Genomic DNA, 19,532 nt, shown 5'->3' with positions numbered 1-19,532 from the left:
AACCTATGTACTCCGATAAAAAGAACATCCTTCAACTGGTAGCGCTTCTGAAAGCGCACGGCGTAACGAAAATAGTATTGTGCCCCGGCAGCCGTAACGCACCCATCATTCACACGTTGGTTACGCATCCGGATTTCACCTGTTATTCAATGACCGATGAGCGAAGTGCAGGCTTTTTCGCTATCGGACTGGCGCTGCATGGCGGTCAGCCGGCAGCGGTATGCTGTACTTCGGGTACGGCGTTGCTAAACCTGCATCCGGCTGTGGCCGAAGCTTTTTATCAGCAGGTACCGCTGGTTGTTATATCGGCCGACCGCCCCGCGGCATGGATCGGACAAATGGACGGGCAAACGTTGCCTCAACCGGGTGTGTTCCAATCGCTCGTGAAGAAATCGGTTAACTTACCGGAGATACATACGGAGGAAGACGAATGGTATTGCAACCGACTGATCAACGAGGCGCTTCTGGAAGTAAACCATCACGGTAAAGGACCGGTACACATCAACGTGCCTCTGGCGGAACCTCTGTTTCAATTTACCACCGAAACATTGCCCGAAGTACGCGTAATGACCCGCTACCAAGGGTTAAACGTGTACGACCGCGACTACAACGACCTCATTGAGCGGCTGAACAAATACAAGAAACGAATGGTTATTGTGGGACAAATGAGCCTGATTTATCTGTTTGAAAAGAAATATTCCAAGCCTCTTTATAAACAGTTTACATGGCTCACCGAGCACATAGGCAACCAAACCGTACCGGGCATTCCCATCAAGAACTTTGATGCCGCACTGTATGCCATGGATGAAGAGACACAAGAAAAAATGGTGCCCGAACTGGTGATTACCTACGGCGGACATATTGTTTCCAAACGTCTGAAGAAATACCTTCGGGAACATCCACCTGTGGAGCATTGGCACGTATCGGCAGACGGTTCGGTAACCGATTTATATGGTTCGCTCACTACCATCATCGAAATGGACCCGTTTGAGTTTCTGGAGAAGATTGCTTTTCTGCTCGAAAACAACACACCCGATTATCCGCGGCTATGGGAAAACTATTGCAAAGACATACCACTGCCCCAGTTCCCCTACTCGGAAATGTCGGCCATTGGGAGCCTCATCGGTTCCTTACCTCTGCAATGTGCGCTGCATTTGGCCAACAGTTCGGTCATTCGTTATGCCCAGCTATTCCCGGTATCAAACAGCATTGAAGTGTGTTGTAACCGCGGAACAAACGGAATAGAAGGATCATTGTCTACCGCCATCGGCTATGCGGTGGCCTCGGAGAAGCTAAACTTTATCGTTATCGGAGACCTTAGTTTCTTTTACGACATGAATGCCATCTGGAACCGGAACATTGGGAACAACATCCGCATCATGCTGCTCAATAATGGTGGAGGCGAAATTTTCAACACACTGCCCGGACTGGAAATGTCGGGGCGCTCGCATCAGTTCATTACTGCCGTGCACACCACATCCGCCAAAGGATGGGCAGAGGAAAGAGGTTTTCTTTACCTTCGGGCGGAAGATGAAACTCAGCTGGAGGAAGCCATGAAAACCTTCACTCAGCCTGAGATGCTTGCGCAACCTCTCTTAATGGAAGTTTTTACCAATAAGAATAAAGACTCCCGCATACTAAAAGACTATTATCACCAACTAAAAAAATAAATATATGAGTACATCTAGAGAATGGACTACCATCAAAGAATACGAAGAGATTCTGTTTGACTATTATAACGGAATTGCCCGCATCACCATCAACCGCGAGCGCTACCGCAATGCCTTTACACCCACAACAACCGGTGAAATGAGTGATGCTTTGCGCATCTGCCGTGAAGAAGCCGACATTTGGGTGGTTGTCATTACCGGTGCAGGCGACAAAGCGTTCTGCTCGGGTGGCGATCAAAATGTGAAAGGAAGAGGCGGATACATCGGTAAGGACGGGGTTCCCCGCCTCAGCGTGCTCGATGTGCAAAAGCAAATTCGCTCCATCCCCAAGCCGGTCATTGCCGCTGTCAACGGATATGCTATTGGTGGCGGACATGTATTGCACGTGGTTTGTGACCTTTCCATCGCATCGGAGAATGCCATCTTCGGACAAACAGGACCTCGCGTGGGGAGCTTTGATGCCGGATTCGGTTCTTCTTACCTGGCACGCGTCGTGGGACAAAAGAAAGCCCGTGAAATTTGGTTCCTCTGTCGCCAATACAATGCGCAAGATGCGTTGAACATGGGCTTGGTCAACAAAGTGGTTCCGCTGGAACAACTCGAAGATGAATACGTACAGTGGGCAGAAGAAATGATGTTGCTAAGTCCGCTGGCCCTGCGCATGATTAAAGCCGGTTTGAACGCCGAGCTGGATGGTCAGGCCGGTATTCAGGAATTGGCAGGCGATGCCACCATGCTTTATTATTTGACGGACGAAGCGCAAGAAGGGAAAAACGCTTTCCTCGAGAAACGGAAACCCGACTTCAAGAAGTTCCCCAAATTACCTTAATCAATTCCCGAATCTAACTGTTTCGTGATGTATAACATTCAAATAACTCCCCGCCTGCTGCACTTCAAACAGCCGGCGGGGACTTCAAGAGGCGTTTACAACACCCGCAAAGTGTGGTACATAGAAATTTCTTCTATGGAAAACCCTTCCATAAAAGGCATAGGCGAATGTGCACCCCTGCCCAACTTAAGTTGTGACGATGTTCCCCAGTACGAAGAGGTACTACAACAGGCATGCAGCAGAGTAGCTCGGGAAGGAAACATCCCAACCGAATCGTTGCGCAATTATCCATCCATCTTGTTCGGATTAGAAACCGCTCTGCGTCATTATGAAACAGGAAGTCTGGCTTTATGGGACACTCCTTTTTCACGAGGCGAAGCGGGTATTCCCATCAACGGACTGATATGGATGGGAAACTTCGAGGAAATGTACCGGCAAATCGAAGCTAAAATGGAGGCCGGTTACCGCTGCATCAAGTTAAAGATTGGTGCCATTGACTTCGATGCGGAGCTAACACTGCTGAAACACATACGCTCTCGCTTCAGTGTAAAGGATATCGAGTTGCGCATTGATGCCAACGGAGCTTTCTCACCCGCAGAAGCCATGCATAAGCTCGACGCATTGTCTAAGTTAGATTTGCATTCCATTGAGCAACCCATACGGGCGGGACAATGGGAGGAAATGGCCCGGTTAACAGCCCGCACGCCCCTGCCCATCGCACTCGATGAAGAACTGATAGGGCACAACATACCTGAAATTAAGCAAGAACTTCTCTCAGCCATTCGTCCGCAATACATCATCTTGAAACCTTCTCTGCACGGAGGCATCTGCGGCAGCAATGAGTGGATTGCAGAAGCCGAAAAGCAAAACATTGGCTGGTGGGTAACCTCGGCACTTGAATCGAACATCGGGCTCAACGCCATTGCTCAATGGTGCGCCACGCTACACAATGCGTTGCCTCAGGGCTTGGGTACCGGGCAACTATTTACCGATAACATTGACCTGCCACTTGAAATCCGAAAAGATTGCTTGTGGTTTTGCGCTGAAAAGCCATGATTACAGAAGAAAGAACACAGTCCATTACACTGAACGGCATTACGTACAATGCCCAGGAAATCAAAGAACTGAACCAATCCGTTACGGACGAGCCGCCTGTCATCCTCAGAGATCTCTATGCTTTTCTGGACGACTGGTATTCGCCCTCACCTACCCTGGTTGTGCACACATCGGGCTCAACAGGAACGCCCAAACCAATCACTGTATTGAAAGAGCAGATGATAAAGAGCGCGCAGTTGACTTGCGATTATTTGCAATTAAGGAAAGGAGACACCGCTTTGCTATGCATGCCTCTGCAATACATTGCCGGCAAAATGATGGTAGTGCGGGCACTGGTGGCGGGTATGAATCTGCTGGTCAGAGAACCTTCCGGGCACCCGTTGGCACATCTTCACTCCCCTTTGCGTTTTGCTGCCATGATACCGCTGCAAGTATACAACTCACTTCAAAACCCGGCCGAGCGACAAGCTTTGTGCCGCATCGAACAACTTATCATCGGGGGCGGAGCCATTAACTCTACTCTGGAAGAAGAAATAAAAACATTACCGGGGGCGGTTTATTCAACGTACGGCATGACCGAAACCCTATCGCACATTGCCCTGCGGCGCCTCAACGGTCCCAATGCCTCATCGCATTACCAACCGTTTGAACAGGTGAAGTTGTCCTTATCCGACCAAGGAACTTTGGTTATTGATGCACCTTCTGTATGCGCAGAACAGCTTGTGACCAATGATGTAGCCCGTATTTTCGACGACGGAAGTTTCACGATTCTGGGAAGGAAAGACAATATAATCAATACGGGAGGAATTAAGGTGCAAACCGAATGGGTGGAGGAGCAACTGCGCCCGCTCATCGGGACAGACTTTGCCATCACCTCGGTACCCCACAGTCAACTCGGTGAAGCTGTTGTGCTACTTCTCAAACATGCTGAGAACATAAACACAGATACGCTCCGAACACAGATGGATGAATTCTTGCCGAAGTATCATTCGCCCAAATACATTTTAATAACGCATAGCATACCGCAGACCGGTAGCGGGAAGATAGACCGGGCGGGCTGCAAAGAGCTTGCTCAAAGATTGATGGAACAGCATTGATCGGCTACACAAAGGATTTTAATCGGCACGTTTACAACAATTTTATTGCTTGTCTTACCCTAGAAAAAGTTGACTCTGAAATTCCTTAAAAGATGAGTGATATATCTAAGAGTCGTCGTGTTTTTGATACCGCATTTAAAATGTCGGTAGTTGCAGAGTTTCTTCAGGGTACACATAGCAAACGTTCTTTGTGTAATAAATATTCCATTCCCAGTACAAGTACATTACGGAGTTGGATTCGTATCTTTGCTCCGGATAATGAACTACATGATACGCCCATGCCAAAGAAACCTCAGAGTGAGAACGAAGAAATCTTAGCCTTGCGTCGTCTTCTTCAAGAAAAAGAATTGTGCTTGAAGCGTGAAAAGATGCGTGCTGATTTCTTAGATGAAATGATTAATGTAGCCGAAGAAAAGTTTCAGCTTCCTATTCGAAAAAAAGCTGGCACCAAACGGTAAAACAGCTTCACGCAAAGAATCCCTCTTATCATGTGGGAGCTCTTTGCGGACTGTTTGGTGCTTCTAAGCAAGCTTATTACCAACACGTAGATGATAACATCAAATCTCTTGCCCTCTGCCGTTTCATTATTGAGTTCGCTCAAGATATTCGCGGAAAATCCGCTGCCATAGGTGGTGAGAAACTCTGGGTGATGTACAACCAATACTTCGGTAAAGATTACAGCATCGGCCGTGATGCTTTTTTGAAAGTACTCAAGCAACACAACCTGATGCTCAAAGCGCCCAAGAGAAGTTGCCGTACCACCGATTCGACTCACGGTTTACCGACTTACCCTAACCTAATCAAGGATCTGACTATCAACAGGTCCAATCAAGTCTGGGTGAGCGACATAACCTATATTCGTTTACGGGAAGATGAATTTTGTTTTCTCTCCCTTATAACAGATGCCTACGACCATGAGATTGTAGGTGCTTACGTAGGCCCTACGCTGGCTGCTATTCACACCATAGAGGCTCTTAAGCAATCTTATAAAAACAGAAGTATACAACAGGGAGATTCATTGATTCATCACTCAGATCGAGGGGTGCAGTACGCAAGCTTTGGGTATATAAATGAATTGAGGCAAAAAGGAATAAGGATTAGTATGACCCAGAATGGAGATCCTAAAGAGAATGCCATAGCAGAAAGGGTAAATGGCATTCTCAAAAAGGAATTCCTTAATCAATATTCCTTTCAAACGATAGAGCAAGTCAGGCAAGCGGTACAGGAAGCTGTCACATTCTACAATACTAAACGACCTCATAGAAGTTTGGATATGCTGACTCCTGAACAAGCTTATGGTAAGACGGGGCTCATCAAGAAGCGGTGGAGAAGTTATAAGGATAAATACAGAGATCCTTGCCCGCAATAAGAAGAAAAAACTATCTTTGCTTTCAAAAGAGTGAACCGGGTTCTGTTTAGCACTTGAATGAAACAAACCCGGATGGATGCAAACAGCTCCTCACGTTTAAATATTTTAAGCCTAGAAGAGAGCTGTCAATCCAAGTTAGGGACTAGAAAGAAGCTAGTCAACCTGAGTTAGAGATTTAAATTATAACCTGTCAACTTCAGATAGGGATAAGAGACGTTTAGTCAACCTATATTAGGTTATTACAGCTGGTGAACAAATATCGTATACACCCGGGTGTACAGACCTTGTACACCCCCATGTATGATACTTGTACACCCGGATGTACAGCCTGTGTACACCCGGGTGTATATAAGATTTTGCCACGAGGAAATAAAGAAAAGCTAACCAGCTTATTTCTCCATCTCAATATCGATATTAGTAGTGTCCCACTTGCACATTTGTCCGGTTGCGGCATCAACCACAAAACCCGGCCAGAACAAGATATTTATCACTGCAACCGAATTAAATTTCGCATCTAACTTCAAAGGTGTGGGACGGTAACCTTCTTTCTTAGCAATCAAGTACTTGCTGGAAAGTTCTTTTTTGATAAATACTGATGTAGAGTTGTTGTCCTTAATCTCGGCAATCTTCACCCCATCATCATAAATCTTGATGCCATTTTCGCCATTGAAGGTTATGGCTTGTTTAGATGGAGTAAAAAGAGTACAACAAGACGACAGCAACATGGCCGGCAAAACAAATAAAAGAATCTTTTTCATATTAGTATGTATTAAAATTAGTAAGTGCTAGTTTACCAGGGCTTCTGTTATCGTTGATAATTGTTAAGTCTTAGCTATAGCTTTTGCAAAAATCCATAAAAAAAGGATAAAATGCAAACGATTCTATCCTTTTTTTATTCTTAATCTTTGATTTCGTCTCTGACTACAGCCATCATGCCTTCCACCTGTGCCAAGGCAAGCATCCGTCCGTGAAAAGAATATCCGGGATTGTAACCTTTATCGGCATCGTCGAGCATCAATCGACCGTGATCCACTCGCATAGGCAAGTCGGCACGCTCTTTCTCAAAAATGCGAACCAGATCAACCAGGTGTCCGCGACCCTCCAGATGAGAAGCTTCGATGAAGTTTCCATCGGGCGTAGCGTTTGTGCTACGCAGATGCACAAAATGAGTACGCGAGGCAAAGCGACGGGCTAGTTGAGGCACGTCATTATGAAGTCCGGCACTCAGTGAACCGGCGCAAAAGGTAAGTCCATTGTGCGGATTATCTACAGCCTGCAAGAACCAATCGATATCTTCCGCACTGGTTACAATGCGAGGCAATCCCAATACCTGATAAGGAGGATCATCGGGGTGAATGCACATGTTGATGCCCCACTCTTCGCACACCGGCATAATGGCAGCAAGGAAATAGCGCAAGTTCTCACGCAATCCGTCCCGGTCGATACCGTTATACAACTGAAGCAGGCGTTTAAAAATGGCAACCGGATTTTGATCGCCTTCTTTTATATTACCGTTAACAAATCCTTGTGTCTTCACGATAATCGTATCAACCAGTTCATCCTTTTCTGCCTGCGTTATGGTCCGATCAAGTTCGTCAACCTGACGCAATTCATCGGCAGTATAATCAGACTCGGCATGTTCTCTGTTCAGTATCTTACAGTCAAAGTAAGCAAAACGGATCTTATCAAAATAAAGCGACGAGGTACCATCGGCCCAAGGGTGAGCCAGATCCGTGCGAATCCAGTCGATCACCGGCATAAAGTTATAGCAAACGGTGGTAATGCCTGCACGGCCTAAGTTGGCCAGACTAATTTTATAATTTTCAATCAGTTCGTCGCGCTGAGCACCTCCGTATTTGATCGATTCGGAAACGGGCAGACTTTCAACGACCGACCACTTCAGGCCGAATGATTCAATATACTGTTTCATTTCCGTGATGGCTTCGAAGCTCCACACTTCGCCATTGGGAATATGATGAAGGGCTGTAACAATGCCCTCCACTCCTATCTGTTTAAGCATGGGAAGTGTAATCTTATCACCCTTCCCAAACCATCTCCATGTTTTCTGCATGATACTGATTTCTTTTTATGAAGCAAAGTTACGAATTATTTATCGGGGAGCATTCTCGTGGTTGGAAATATGGAGCTTAAATCTTTTCAGACTATCCAAATCATGCACGGGTCTTTCCAGTTCATACGGTATAGGCATTTGGCTATATTGCTGAAAATAAAGTAAGCAGCCGTCTTTCCACCACATGGCATCACGCGTTTGAATCTTCAATCGGCGTTGCACCTCTTTGAAACGGTTGCTGTCAACCAAGCCTTCAAAAGCATCCCATGTTTTTTGGAATGAACGAGTCTGCTGTAATCCTTTATCATAAGTATAACAGAGTTCCTCCCAAAGCGTACGCCCGTTCTTCATTTTAAAACTCCACGGCACATGATGGAACCACAGAATCAAGTTCTCGGGACACGTTTGCACATCATCATACAAATCACACAATGGAGATTGATACTGTGCCACCGCATTGCTACCCGTCTTACTGCGATCGAAACCGACTCCAACCTTATCAGCCTTATGATAATAGCCCGGCAACCAGTCGGCACGCGCTCCCGGCACTTCGCACCAAGGTTCGGGTCCGTAATGATGTCCGAAAGCAAATATATGATGCAAGCCCAGTGGCATCATATAATTCACGGCAGCCTCACGAGATTCCATCATCATTTTTTCGGTAGCCGACAAAAAAGAAGCAGAGCTTGCAGCATCCGGGAAAGTCTGCTTCAGCCATTCGTCTGCAATTTGTTCCGAAGACAATTCATGATTCCATGCCAAACGGCCAAATGCATACCAGTTAGATTGGGCAAACGTGTGTCCGCACCAATTATCCTCGTCGCCGATATTAGCCACTCCTGCCATAGCAGTCAGCGCATGAGGGTAAACAGACCCATCGGTAACGCGCGCCACAGTAGAGCCTTTACCTTTTTGATACGTATCACTTTCCAGACATTCCTTCCACATGGAGGCCAAATAAGCCAGATGATTAGAGAAGCCCAGATATTCTTGGGTAATCTGAAACTCGGGCATAACCGGTGTCTTTTTCATGGCGCCGAACAGCGGACTAAACGGTTCGCGCGGCTGAAAATCAATCGGTCCGTTTTTCACCTGAACAATCACGTTATCATGAAATTGCCCGTCGAGTGGCATAAACTCCTGATATGCCTGCTTGGCACGATCCTGATCTCCGGGATTATACACAAAAGCCCTCCACATAACAATACCCTTATGCGGTTTCAAAGCCTCGGCAAGCATATTGGCTCCATCGGCATGCGTACGCCCAAAGTCCTGCGGACCGGGCAACCCTTCGGAGTTAGCTTTCACTAGAAACCCTCCAAAGTCGGGAATCAGTTTATAAATCTCGTTGACTTTATCAATCCACCATTTGCGAACATTCTTATCCAGAGGATCCGAAGTAGACAGTCCGCCCAGCTCGGCAGGCGATGAGAAGTTAATAGACAAGTATACTTTGAGTGCGTAGGGACGGAACACGTTGGCCAAAGCCTGCACTTTCTGTAAGTATGCAGCAGAGAGCACTTCCGGACTTGCATTCACATTATTCAGTACCGTACCGTTGACTCCGATCGAAGCATTGGCACGGGCGTATGCTTCATAACGAGGAGAGAGAGTTGCCGGCAGTTCGTCCCAATTCCACAACGAGCGCCCTGCGTAACCCCGTTCAATCGTGCGGTCCAAATTGTCCCAATGATTCAGTATACGTATTTTATAAGATGGAGATTCTTTGATGTCGAGCCGGTTCATCGATGCCCCCGTCTGCTGCATGCGCAACAGTTGAAAGGCTCCATACAAAAGACCGGCATCACCTATTGAACTGATTGTGATACTCTTACCATCTGTAGCTGTCCGAATCCAATAGCCATCGCTACCCAGTTCACGTTCAACTTTACTTTTGTCGACCTTGAGCACCACCGGCACGCCACGCCATCCGTGTTTCAACTCAGCAACAGCCACTTGAATGGTTGGTGTCATTTTACGAGTTATCACTTCAGCGGCTGTTTTCGGTGCAGGCATCCGAAGCCATAAACTATCTGCTTCACTAGCATACGAACCCGATGCTAAACAACAAAATATCAGTAAACAGAAAAATCTAATCATCCTAACATGTATTTGGTATAACAAACTATTTTATCATTCAAACGGATAAATCACTCCCCACTCTTTTCTTAATTGATCCATCAGCTTCATGATACGCAATGTTTCAGCGTGAGGCATATAAGGAGACTCAATCCAACCTTCTCGTAAAGCCTCTATACAAGCATACACCTGGTACTCGTATCCCGTAATTTGTGGCGGACAATTATAATGAGCTAACATTTCATAATCACGCGACACTACGGTAACCCGTTGGGGATTATTTATGTTTTCAATAATAAGATGTCCTTTGGTTCCCGAAATAATGCCCTGCCTGTCGCTCATACACTCCATAGAACTATGCAACACCGCCATTTTATGATCTTTAAAGATAAGAGTTATGGCATTCTGAGAGTCAACTCCCGTATCAGTCTTTACACAAGTAGAAACAACCTTTTCAATCTCCGTGCCAAAGACCATGGATGCAAAATTCAGCGTATAAACGCCTAAATCAAGCAATGCTCCGCCAGCCAGAGCAGGCTGCAACATACGCTCTTTATAACCGATGGGATACCCTAAATTGGCAGTCAACATAGTCGGTTCCCCAATAACACCGTTTGACACAAATTCATTAATGGTGCGCGACAGAGGCATGTAACGAGTCCAAATGGCTTCGGTAATGAAAACATTTCTTTCACGAGCCAAATTTAGCAATTCTTCTGCCTGAGCAGCATTTGCAGTGAAGGCTTTTTCGCATAAGACAGCTTTTCCCTTCAACAAACACATTTTAGCGTGCCCGTAATGATGAGAATGAGGAGTAGCAATGTAAACCAAATCAATATGTTCGTCTTGTAGCATCGCCTCGTAAGAAGAAAAAGAGTTCGCAATTCCCCATTTCTGAGCAAAAGCCTTGGCCCTCTCAGCATCTCGTGAAGCAACTCCATAAGCAATCACATCATCGCCCATTCCTTGGAGGGTAATCGCCATTTTTTCGGCAATCCAACCGGTTCCAATAATTCCTATTCTAACCGTTTCAAACATATATTATCCTTTCATGCATTCAAACACATTCTCACTAAACCTTATTTCAGGAACAAAAGAGTTGGGGAAATTACTTCCCTCCCCCTTCAATTGTCTTGATAGAGCCATCGGCATTGTATTCAAGTTCGCAAACCTTCAAGCTGCGAAGCCAAGTACGTCCGCCAGAGGGCACACTGTCATGATGGAACAAATACCATTTTCCTTGGAATTCACAAATAGCATGATGCGTAGTCCATCCTACCACCGGAGTAAGTATAACACCCTGATATGTAAATGGCCCGTACGGATTATCACCTATTGCATAGCAAAGCTGATGAGTGTCACCGGTAGAATATGAGAAATAGTATTTACCATTATATTTATGTACCCACGATGCCTCAAAGAAGCGACGATTATTATCACCTGCCGTAAGAGGTTTGCCATTCTCATCAAGTATAACAACAGGACGAGGCTCTTCTGCAAATTCAAGCATGTTATCGGCTAGTTTGGCAATTCTGGAAGGGATGGCAGGTTCGTTATCAGCAGGGAATTCAGCACACTCCAACGCCTTGTTATTCTTATAACGTTGCAGCTGGCCGCCCCATAAACCACCGAAATACATGTAGTAATTACCATCACCGTCATCGAGTATGGCGGGATCGATACTGTAGCTTCCCTTCATCGGATCGGGCTGAGCAATAAAAGGACCTTCGGGTTTATCGGCCACGGCTACTCCTATTCTAAAAATATCCGTTTGATCCTTTAACGGGAAATACATATAATATTTTCCGTCTTTACAAGTACAATCACAGTCCCACAGCTGGCGTCCTGCCCAAGGAATATCTTTCACATCAAGTACCACTCCGTGGTCAGTAACCGGACCATCTATCGTTTCCATCGAAAAGACATGGTAATCTTTCATATCGAAATGATCACCGTTATCATTCTCGGGTATGCCACTCTCCCGGTCATGCGACGGATAAATGTATAGTTTACCATTAAACACATGCACAGCCGGATCGGCCATATAATCTCCCGGAACTAAATATTTTGCTTTATTTTCCATAATGATACCTTTCATTTAAAATCCAAACAACGTTGGACGATTTATACTTCATATTAATTTCTCTGTATTATATCAAATGCTCTGCTATTTGAATGAAGACAAAGCTGCAACTTTATCCTACTGTCTTCTTTCGCAGCTAGATTCGTTCATGTACAAATATGATTTTTTGTATCCGCCACAATCAATCACAATTTTCTCTAGCACCACAGCCGGGTTCAACGGTTTAAAATCAAGAATGTAAGTGCCATCCTCAGAAACAGGAAGTTCTAACGTAACTTCTTTCTCTATCACCCGGCGAGCTACCGTAGGATAGAACACACTATACACATTCTCGGGCAATTCATTCAGGTTATGATTGAAGTTAACAGTCTCCTCATTACCGCCCCTGAAGCCTACAGTATACTTGTGCCCTTTCACATCCTGAAAAGCGAGCGTAGACTTAACGACCACGATTACCTTAACCGTCTTCATGCCCCTGGCCTCTTGCGGCAGAGTCATCTTATACGAAAGCGAAGCACCGTTCACAGGCGATGTATAAGGCATCAGAGTTACAGCGCTTAAGAAGCGCCCCATATCAGGTATTATCTTCCATTCAGTACCTTGCGGAGCTTTATTCTCAAAGAAATGTTCAGCTTCCATTGCTACATATCCATCTTTACCGGTAAAGACATAGCCACCCACAGCTTTTTCAGGTTCAGCAATGCGGAATACCTCAGGTAGCTTGTCGGCAGGGAAATTATCATTCCATATTGTATATCCGATATGCTTTTGTATCATCATATTCTTCCACTTTCCATCGGCCATCACATTATTGTAATCATAACTCAGAGCCTTGTCGCGTGCAAAACACTTCTCAACTTGGTTGGCCCAATGGTTAACCATCGGATTATTTTCTGCATAAAGCTTATGATTCATAGCCTGTGCATAATACATTTCATAAAGGTTAGACATAGCCTGAACCGGGAAAAGCAACAACTGTTTGTAAGCATCTCTATACTCGGGAGTCAAAGACATGTACTGGCGCAAGGCCTCAGCCTCCAGGCGCGCATAATCATCGGCCACCTGCTTCCATTCGCCGGTTTCCAGATTGTAAGTCTTAGCATCCAGCATTTCCGGAGTAACTCTACCGTTATACTTACTATACAGATTAAGGATCCTGGCTGCTTCATCCGCCTGCTCTTCACCGAAAGCCTGAGCACAAAACTTACGAGGGTGCTTCATAAAGTTCTCCGCAGTATAAGCATCCGGATTCCATGCCATATCAAGGAATAGAGTGATAGGATATTCCATGGGTTTAAGGTCGCCCACATTCAGAACCCACAGTTTTTCGACACCATATTCGTATGCCAGATGCAACTGTTCCCACATCCCCTGTATAGGAGTAACATTCAACCATTTCGTGTTACGCGGAGCACCTACATAGTCCACATGATAATACAATCCCCATCCTCCGGAACGGTTACGTTCTTTTTCAGCTGGCAGACGACACACATTGCCCCAATTGTCATCACACAGAAGCATAATAACATCATCGGGCACACGCATACCTTTATCGTAATAATCGAGCACCTCTTTATAAAGAGCCCACACTTGAGGAGTTTCCTTAGCAGGCTTGCCCGTTACATTCTGAATAATCTTTCGTTGATTTTCAACAACAGTTTCAAGAAGCTTCACGTTAGTACCATCGGACATGGCAGCATCACCATCGCCACGCATGCCGATAGTAACCACATCTTCTGTATGCTTCATTCTTTCTATCCCCTCCTGAAAGAACTGATCCAGCACCTTCTTGTTGGTTGCATAATTCCACGCTCCATGCTCATTGCGCTTTCTAGTCCATTCTTGATGATTGCGTGCCATTGGTTCATGATGAGAAGTACTGATTACCACTCCCATTTCGTCGGCAGTTTTGCTGTTTAGAGGATCATCACCATAGAATGCCCAGCTCCACATGGCAGGCCATAAGAAGTTACCTTTCAGACGGAGAATAAGTTCAAATACATCACTATAAAAACGATGGCCACCAAAATCGGTCCCATAATGTTGCTTTACCCATCCGGTGAGACACGGAGCTTCATCATTCAAAAAGATCCCCCTATATTTTACAGCCGGTTCCCCATCGGTATAGACACCCGGCATTACATAAGCCTCCGTTTGCTTCACCACAGGTACATCCATCCACCAATACCAGGGCGACACACCCATTTGTTCAGCCAGTTCATACACACCATATATAGTACCACGGCGGTCGCTACCGGCTATTACCAAAGCTTTCTCCACCCCTTGAAGTGGATTGTCTACTGTAGTGATGATAAACTTCTCATTCTTATTCTCAAGTTGCTTCTTATCGAGTTTTTTAGCCTTGATAAGCTGCTTTATATACGTAGACTCCAAGCTACCTACTATGATACAGCTTTCCGAGGAAGTATTTTTTAATAACTGAGGCTTCATGCCGCACACACGGTTAAAGTCTTCTATAAGATTATTAACGGCTATTCCTATACCTTTCTGATCCTTTTCATCTAGAAGGATATTTACCACTTTTCCGCTACCGATTATCTGAAAAGCGCCATCGGCTTTCCTGAAAGTCACAAATTGATCTGCTGCATACGTGGTTAAACAAAACAATAAAAGCGCAAAGGTTGAACAAAGTTTCTTCATACGTATATAACCTTTATTATTTACTTTTGTTATTACTAGCTTCATTGATCATTTCATTCACAACTGGTTTGAGTTGGAAATTCCGATCAAACAATACAGGATAATCCGTACGACCTTTCATCGGCCAGTCATTTCTCCATGAGTCGGCATCCGTAGCTCCCCAGACGGTAACACGAGTCACCTTATCACTGTGTTTGATGAAAAGTTTAAAGAACTCTCTCATTCGGTCATTCCATGCCTTTGAAACAGAATCGGGCAACATGTCGGGGTAAGGATTCATTTCCTTCTGGTAATCAAAATTAGCAGAAACATCGGCACCTACATTGGGCGCAGGAGGAGGGAGAATGGTCAGATCAAGTTCGGTAATCATCACCTTTACACCAGTCGCAGCAAAAGCTAGCAGGCTCTTTTCAAAATCCTCCACCTTAGGAAATTCCATTGTGAAATGTCCCTGCATCCCTACAGCGTCAATCCGAATGCCTTTTGCTTGTAGTTTTTTAACCATATTGGCCACTGCGTCTCTACGACCTTTGTGTGCCATGGAGTAGTCATTATAATATAACTCAGCATCTGGGTCGGCCTGATGCGCAAACTGAAAGGCCAAAGGTATATAGTCTTCACCCAATATTTCATAAAACTTTGTTTGGCGATAAGAGCCATCATCTTCAAACGCCTCATTCACCACATCCCATCCTTTAATTTTACCTTTATAGCGACTCACAACGGTAGTGATATGCTCTTTCATACGTTCTATAAGCACTTCCTTTGATACATTCTTACCATTTTCGTCCACACAGAACCAAGGTGCCAGCTGTGAATGCCATATTAATGTATGCCCAATTATATCCATGTTATATTTCTCTCCAAAAGCAACAAACCGGTCGGACTGAGTAAAATCATAGCGTCCCTCCTCAGGATGTATCACTTCACTTTTCATACAGTTTTCTGGAGCCACAGAATTAAAATGCTTGATGATGAGTTGCGCACCCGCACTATCTCTTCCCGACGCCTGATTGTCATTAATAGCCACTCCCATCAAAAATTTATTGGCAAAAACATCCTTCAGCGTTACTTCACGATTGCCCTTAGTACTTTTGCAACCTGACAAACAAACAAGGCCAAGTCCCGCCATTAAAATTAAATTTTGTACTTTCATAAAACAAGGTGTTGTTGATTATACTTTATTAGATCTTCGCACTGCAAGCTCCTGTTGAATCTTCTCATTAAAATGCTTGGATATGGGATAAAAGAGCAACGCGAAAACTCCCACAACGAAAGTAAGCGCAGGTATGATACTTGAACTGATACGGATTCCGAACAAAGCAGATTCTGTTTGAACCACGTTAGGAATAAAGCCAAAGGAATCAACAATAGCTCCACAAATGGCACCTCCGATTCCTAAGCCGGCTTTCAAAGCGAACACAATACCTGCAAAAACAAAACCGGTTGCTCTCCGGTGATTAACCCATTCGGAGTGATCGGCCACATCGCCCATCATAGCCCATAAAAGAGGAATAGTAGGTGCATAAGCCATACTTTTGAGCATATTAATCACAAAAATAAGCCCTACACTTTTGGCATCTACAACGAAAAACAACGAGGTGAATACAGCCGTTAGTGCCAAACAGATGATGAACACATTTCTCTTTCCAAATATGTTCGACAAATAGCCCGAAAGAAAAATCACTCCGAGAAGAGTTAGAAGTTGACCTACCATATTAAAAAGGCTATAACCTACTGCAAAAACATTGCTGTGATCGGGAAGAGCAATGAGTCCGAACGCATCTAAGAACTGATGCCACAAGCCATAGGTATTTCCATCAACGGTAACCAAGCCAAAATGCTGCAAGAAATTAAATAAAGAAGTCTTATCTACAAAATAATTAAAGTAGTAAGACATACTGCTTCCCCACATTGCCAACGTAGTAAATAAGAATAGCGTAAGCACAAACATGGCTTTCCACGGACGGTTGGAAACAATATCTTTAAAATCTTGCTTGATAGAGTTTTTCTGGTTGGCCGGTGGAAGAATACGCTCTTTGGCAGAGAAGAATGTGATAACAAGTAAAACAACTGCCACAGCGGCAAACAATGTAATCGTAACAAACCATCCTTTTTGTGCATCCCCTTGCCCGAACTTAGCAACCAGAGGCAACGTAAGCCCTTGTACAATGAAAGTAGCAATGGTTGCCGTTACAAAACGTATGGAAGATATGCTGGTACGTTGTTTAATGTCACTAGTCATGACACCTCCCAAAGAAGCATAAGGAGTATTGTTGAATGAATAAATAGCCATCAGCAAAGTATAGGTAACGCCGGCATAAATAATTTTGCCCCTTTCAGTCAAGTCGGGTGTAGAAAAAGCCAATATAAAAAACAATGCAAACGGAATAGCTGTCCACAACACCCAAGGTCTGTATTTTCCCCAGCGGGTTTGGGTTCGGTCTGATAAGATACCCACCACCGGATCGACAAAGGCGTCGAATACGCGGGCTACCAACAAAATCATTCCTGCTGCTGTTGCTTTAATACCGAAGACGTCCGTGTAGAAAAATAATTGGAACATCATCATCATTTGAAAGACCAGGTTCGCTGATCCATCACCCAGACTATAGCCAATTTTCTCGGCCATTGATACTTTCTGATTGGAGCTTTTCATTGCATTTTATTTTTTATGATTAATTATGTCTGTATATACATGCAAATTTAATTATATAAGACTGAGCTATTGAGAATTAGCATATCAAGTCATTTACTCTGTGTAACAGCAAACAGCATTATTGTAACAAATGCTTTTGAGTACGTTACATACTTCATTATCACTTATATTCATACAGCTTTACATATAATATTTTAAATTCACCAACGGAAATACGAACGTGACGTCCTTGATGAGTCTGATCACCATTTAGCCGACGTACATATTGAAACGAGCCATCAGCCTGAATACTGACCTCGTCAACCGTTCCTATGCCAACACGGCTTTCTCCTTTCCAAGAAGTTTCTTGTTGCGCATGATCTCCTCCCTGATAAGCAAACCCGTCTTCTCCGAGTTTCGTGTTTATCGTTTGGCTGTGTACATCTGCTTTTTCAAACTCCACCACTATACCATTTCCGGCAATGAGGAATTCATCTTTCGAAAGGCGTAAAACAACACCCCCACCCTCCGGCCATATACTTCCATCGGTAGCGCGCGGATCCCAAGGCAATGTGAAGTAGTGCCGACAAGTGAGCTTAACACCATCATATTGCAGCACACGTTCTTTGTTCTGAGCATCAAAAAACAAACCGTTCATAACTCCTTTCCCTTGATTGGAAGTTATCACAGGCATCAGTTCTTTCATTAGTCCGTAGCCCTGCACAAGCGGATCTTGTGGGGAATCCGATCCATCTTCAATGGAAAACGGACTAAAACCTATTGCATCGTGCTCTGCAAAGACATATAGTGCCTGCACCGAATTGTTCATTGATCTTTTAATTTCGGGTATAAACAACGGATTGTTAGGCAGCTTATATTGTGCTACCCAATCAACAAAGCCTTTGTCATATAAATCGGGGGCCAGCAAATCAATGTGCGGTGCCCCACAATGCCATACATCAATGAGGTGTGCCAACGGACCGGCCGAAGGATATTCACCAGGTTTGCGTCCTCTGCTATTCATTGCCGCATTAACATATAAGGGAATAGAATGAATGGAACGTGCTGTTTGTGCTAGTTTATCTACATATTGCGCATAATGAAAAGCCATAAATATTTCATCCGTATAAACGTCTGCCCCAAAAACATCCTGCCAGGTTCCTTGGGTTTTATACCCATTTTGTGCCCACTTACGAAGCATCTGAGGATGAAGTTCTTTTTTGTTTTTCAGAAGGTAGTTCAACAATTGCTGCGGTACCTGTGATTGAAATAGTTTAGTTGCTTCCTTCGAATAATCGCGTGCATCTTCCAGCATGCCAATTTCATTTTCTATTTGCATCATAATGACCGTTTGTCCATCGCTATCGACCTCGGCAATGTGTTGCATCAATTTCTTAAATGCGCGATTATCAGCCTGATACACGTTTTCGGAGAAAACACTTGCAATCTCCAACGGTTTTCCTGCTTTAGTATAAGCGCGCGGGTATTTCTTATAATCTCTTTTAAACCATAACGGAGCATAGCAACTCATTGAGTTCTTCCATGCACCAAACCACAAGAATACTACTTTTAGGTTATTTTTCGTAGCCTGATTTATTGCTTTATCTATTTGAGAGAAGTTATACGTTCCTTCAGTGGGTTCAATCAAATCCCAATAAGCAGGAACCAATACTGTATTTAGTCCCATACGTTGCAATTTGGGGAAAATACGTTCAACATCTTCAGACGAAGAGGCAGATGAGTTACCCAATTCACCTCCCACAATAAGAAAAGGCTTACCTTGTACGATAAGTTGTGTCGCCGTACCTTGTTTATTCAGGTAAGCAAGGGCACTTTGAGCAGATAAAAAAGCCCATGAGGCAACCAGAAATAAAAATATAAAAGCAAGTTTTCTCATTTTCTAATTTATAATTGAAATGTAAACCGTAAGTTCCGCATCGCTGCCTCACTTACGGTTTACAAATACTCATTTAATTAAC

The 19,532-nt window shown here is 44.4% G+C and carries 15 protein-coding genes; 6 read left to right on the top strand and 9 right to left on the bottom strand.

Annotation, left to right across the window (positions count from 1 at the left end):
• The first annotated feature begins 5 nt into the window (after positions 1 to 5).
• The 6 genes from menD to ACKPCE_RS08225 all read left to right on the top strand — a co-directional run bounded on the left by menD (position 6) and on the right by ACKPCE_RS08225 (position 6,021).
• Positions 6 to 1,670, top strand: coding sequence for a 2-succinyl-5-enolpyruvyl-6-hydroxy-3-cyclohexene-1-carboxylic-acid synthase (menD, locus tag ACKPCE_RS08250; protein ID WP_319504817.1), 1,665 nt, complete (start codon positions 6 to 8; stop codon positions 1,668 to 1,670).
• A gap of 4 nt (positions 1,671 to 1,674) precedes the next feature.
• Positions 1,675 to 2,499 carry a 1,4-dihydroxy-2-naphthoyl-CoA synthase gene (gene menB, locus ACKPCE_RS08245; RefSeq protein WP_027318111.1) on the top strand — a complete coding sequence of 275 codons (825 nt, stop codon included), beginning with the start codon at positions 1,675 to 1,677 and terminating at the stop codon, positions 2,497 to 2,499.
• Between the two features lie 27 nt (positions 2,500 to 2,526).
• The gene (locus ACKPCE_RS08240; RefSeq protein ID WP_319504816.1) at positions 2,527 to 3,555 is read left to right on the top strand and encodes an o-succinylbenzoate synthase; all 1,029 of its coding nucleotides are present in this window, start codon (positions 2,527 to 2,529) and stop codon (positions 3,553 to 3,555) included.
• Positions 3,552 to 4,652, top strand: a complete 1,101-nt coding sequence (locus ACKPCE_RS08235; RefSeq protein WP_319504815.1) for an AMP-binding protein — start codon at positions 3,552 to 3,554, stop codon at positions 4,650 to 4,652. Before ACKPCE_RS08240 ends, ACKPCE_RS08235 begins: the two co-directional genes overlap by 4 nt.
• Positions 4,653 to 4,744: 92 nt before the next feature.
• Positions 4,745 to 5,110, top strand: coding sequence for a transposase (locus ACKPCE_RS08230; RefSeq protein WP_319503938.1), 366 nt, complete (start codon positions 4,745 to 4,747; stop codon positions 5,108 to 5,110).
• A 32-nt stretch (positions 5,111 to 5,142) separates the two neighbouring features.
• Positions 5,143 to 6,021: an IS3 family transposase gene (locus ACKPCE_RS08225; RefSeq protein ID WP_319504129.1), complete on the top strand. Its 879-nt coding sequence runs from the start codon at positions 5,143 to 5,145 to the stop codon at positions 6,019 to 6,021.
• A 389-nt stretch (positions 6,022 to 6,410) separates the two neighbouring features.
• Here the strand turns inward: ACKPCE_RS08225 and ACKPCE_RS08220 are convergent, their stop codons facing one another.
• The 9 genes from ACKPCE_RS08220 to ACKPCE_RS08180 form a co-directional block, all read right to left on the bottom strand.
• Positions 6,411 to 6,779, bottom strand: coding sequence for a hypothetical protein (locus ACKPCE_RS08220; protein WP_319504814.1), 369 nt, complete (start codon positions 6,777 to 6,779; stop codon positions 6,411 to 6,413).
• 140 nt (positions 6,780 to 6,919) lie between these two features.
• Entirely contained in the window at positions 6,920 to 8,092 is a 1,173-nt protein-coding gene (uxuA, locus tag ACKPCE_RS08215; protein ID WP_319504813.1) for a mannonate dehydratase, read from the bottom strand.
• A gap of 39 nt (positions 8,093 to 8,131) precedes the next feature.
• Complete coding sequence (locus ACKPCE_RS08210; protein WP_319504812.1) at positions 8,132 to 10,192, bottom strand: alpha-glucuronidase family glycosyl hydrolase; 2,061 nt, start codon at positions 10,190 to 10,192, stop codon at positions 8,132 to 8,134.
• 33 nt (positions 10,193 to 10,225) lie between these two features.
• Positions 10,226 to 11,209, bottom strand: coding sequence for a Gfo/Idh/MocA family protein (locus ACKPCE_RS08205; protein ID WP_319504811.1), 984 nt, complete (start codon positions 11,207 to 11,209; stop codon positions 10,226 to 10,228).
• A gap of 70 nt (positions 11,210 to 11,279) precedes the next feature.
• Positions 11,280 to 12,254 carry a glycoside hydrolase family 43 protein gene (locus ACKPCE_RS08200; protein WP_024997721.1) on the bottom strand — a complete coding sequence of 325 codons (975 nt, stop codon included), beginning with the start codon at positions 12,252 to 12,254 and terminating at the stop codon, positions 11,280 to 11,282.
• Positions 12,255 to 12,371: 117 nt separating this feature from the next.
• Positions 12,372 to 14,915 carry a glycosyl hydrolase 115 family protein gene (locus ACKPCE_RS08195; protein WP_319504810.1) on the bottom strand — a complete coding sequence of 848 codons (2,544 nt, stop codon included), beginning with the start codon at positions 14,913 to 14,915 and terminating at the stop codon, positions 12,372 to 12,374.
• Positions 14,916 to 14,931: 16 nt separating this feature from the next.
• The gene (locus ACKPCE_RS08190) at positions 14,932 to 16,071 is read right to left on the bottom strand and encodes an endo-1,4-beta-xylanase (RefSeq protein WP_319504809.1); all 1,140 of its coding nucleotides are present in this window, start codon (positions 16,069 to 16,071) and stop codon (positions 14,932 to 14,934) included.
• Positions 16,072 to 16,089: 18 nt separating this feature from the next.
• On the bottom strand, positions 16,090 to 17,574 hold the full coding sequence (locus ACKPCE_RS08185; RefSeq protein WP_319504808.1) for an MFS transporter: 1,485 nt from the start codon (positions 17,572 to 17,574) through the stop codon (positions 16,090 to 16,092).
• Positions 17,575 to 17,734: 160 nt separating this feature from the next.
• Complete coding sequence (locus ACKPCE_RS08180; protein ID WP_319504807.1) at positions 17,735 to 19,450, bottom strand: GH35 family beta-galactosidase; 1,716 nt, start codon at positions 19,448 to 19,450, stop codon at positions 17,735 to 17,737.
• Positions 19,451 to 19,532 lie beyond the last annotated feature (82 nt).

The organism is Bacteroides graminisolvens (genome assembly GCF_963666085.1).
GTDB lineage: Bacteria > Bacteroidota > Bacteroidia > Bacteroidales > Bacteroidaceae > Bacteroides > Bacteroides graminisolvens.
This window is presented reverse-complemented; position numbering and strand designations above follow the sequence as displayed.

Excerpts from the sequence above, each read along its gene's own strand:
- ACKPCE_RS08195 (WP_319504810.1), bottom strand. The coding sequence starts at position 14,915 with ATGAAGAAACTTTGTTCAACCTTTGCGCTTTTATTGTTTTGTTTAACC.
- ACKPCE_RS08235 (WP_319504815.1), top strand. The coding sequence starts at position 3,552 with ATGATTACAGAAGAAAGAACACAGTCCATTACACTGAACGGCATTACG.
- ACKPCE_RS08220 (WP_319504814.1), bottom strand. The coding sequence starts at position 6,779 with ATGAAAAAGATTCTTTTATTTGTTTTGCCGGCCATGTTGCTGTCGTCT.
- ACKPCE_RS08230 (WP_319503938.1), top strand. The coding sequence starts at position 4,745 with ATGAGTGATATATCTAAGAGTCGTCGTGTTTTTGATACCGCATTTAAA.
- ACKPCE_RS08180 (WP_319504807.1), bottom strand. The coding sequence starts at position 19,450 with ATGAGAAAACTTGCTTTTATATTTTTATTTCTGGTTGCCTCATGGGCT.
- ACKPCE_RS08185 (WP_319504808.1), bottom strand. The coding sequence starts at position 17,574 with ATGAAAAGCTCCAATCAGAAAGTATCAATGGCCGAGAAAATTGGCTAT.
- uxuA (WP_319504813.1), bottom strand. The coding sequence starts at position 8,092 with ATGCAGAAAACATGGAGATGGTTTGGGAAGGGTGATAAGATTACACTT.
- menB (WP_027318111.1), top strand. The coding sequence starts at position 1,675 with ATGAGTACATCTAGAGAATGGACTACCATCAAAGAATACGAAGAGATT.
- ACKPCE_RS08200 (WP_024997721.1), bottom strand. The coding sequence starts at position 12,254 with ATGGAAAATAAAGCAAAATATTTAGTTCCGGGAGATTATATGGCCGAT.
- menD (WP_319504817.1), top strand. The coding sequence starts at position 6 with ATGTACTCCGATAAAAAGAACATCCTTCAACTGGTAGCGCTTCTGAAA.
- ACKPCE_RS08205 (WP_319504811.1), bottom strand. The coding sequence starts at position 11,209 with ATGTTTGAAACGGTTAGAATAGGAATTATTGGAACCGGTTGGATTGCC.
- ACKPCE_RS08190 (WP_319504809.1), bottom strand. The coding sequence starts at position 16,071 with ATGAAAGTACAAAATTTAATTTTAATGGCGGGACTTGGCCTTGTTTGT.
- ACKPCE_RS08210 (WP_319504812.1), bottom strand. The coding sequence starts at position 10,192 with ATGATTAGATTTTTCTGTTTACTGATATTTTGTTGTTTAGCATCGGGT.
- ACKPCE_RS08240 (WP_319504816.1), top strand. The coding sequence starts at position 2,527 with ATGTATAACATTCAAATAACTCCCCGCCTGCTGCACTTCAAACAGCCG.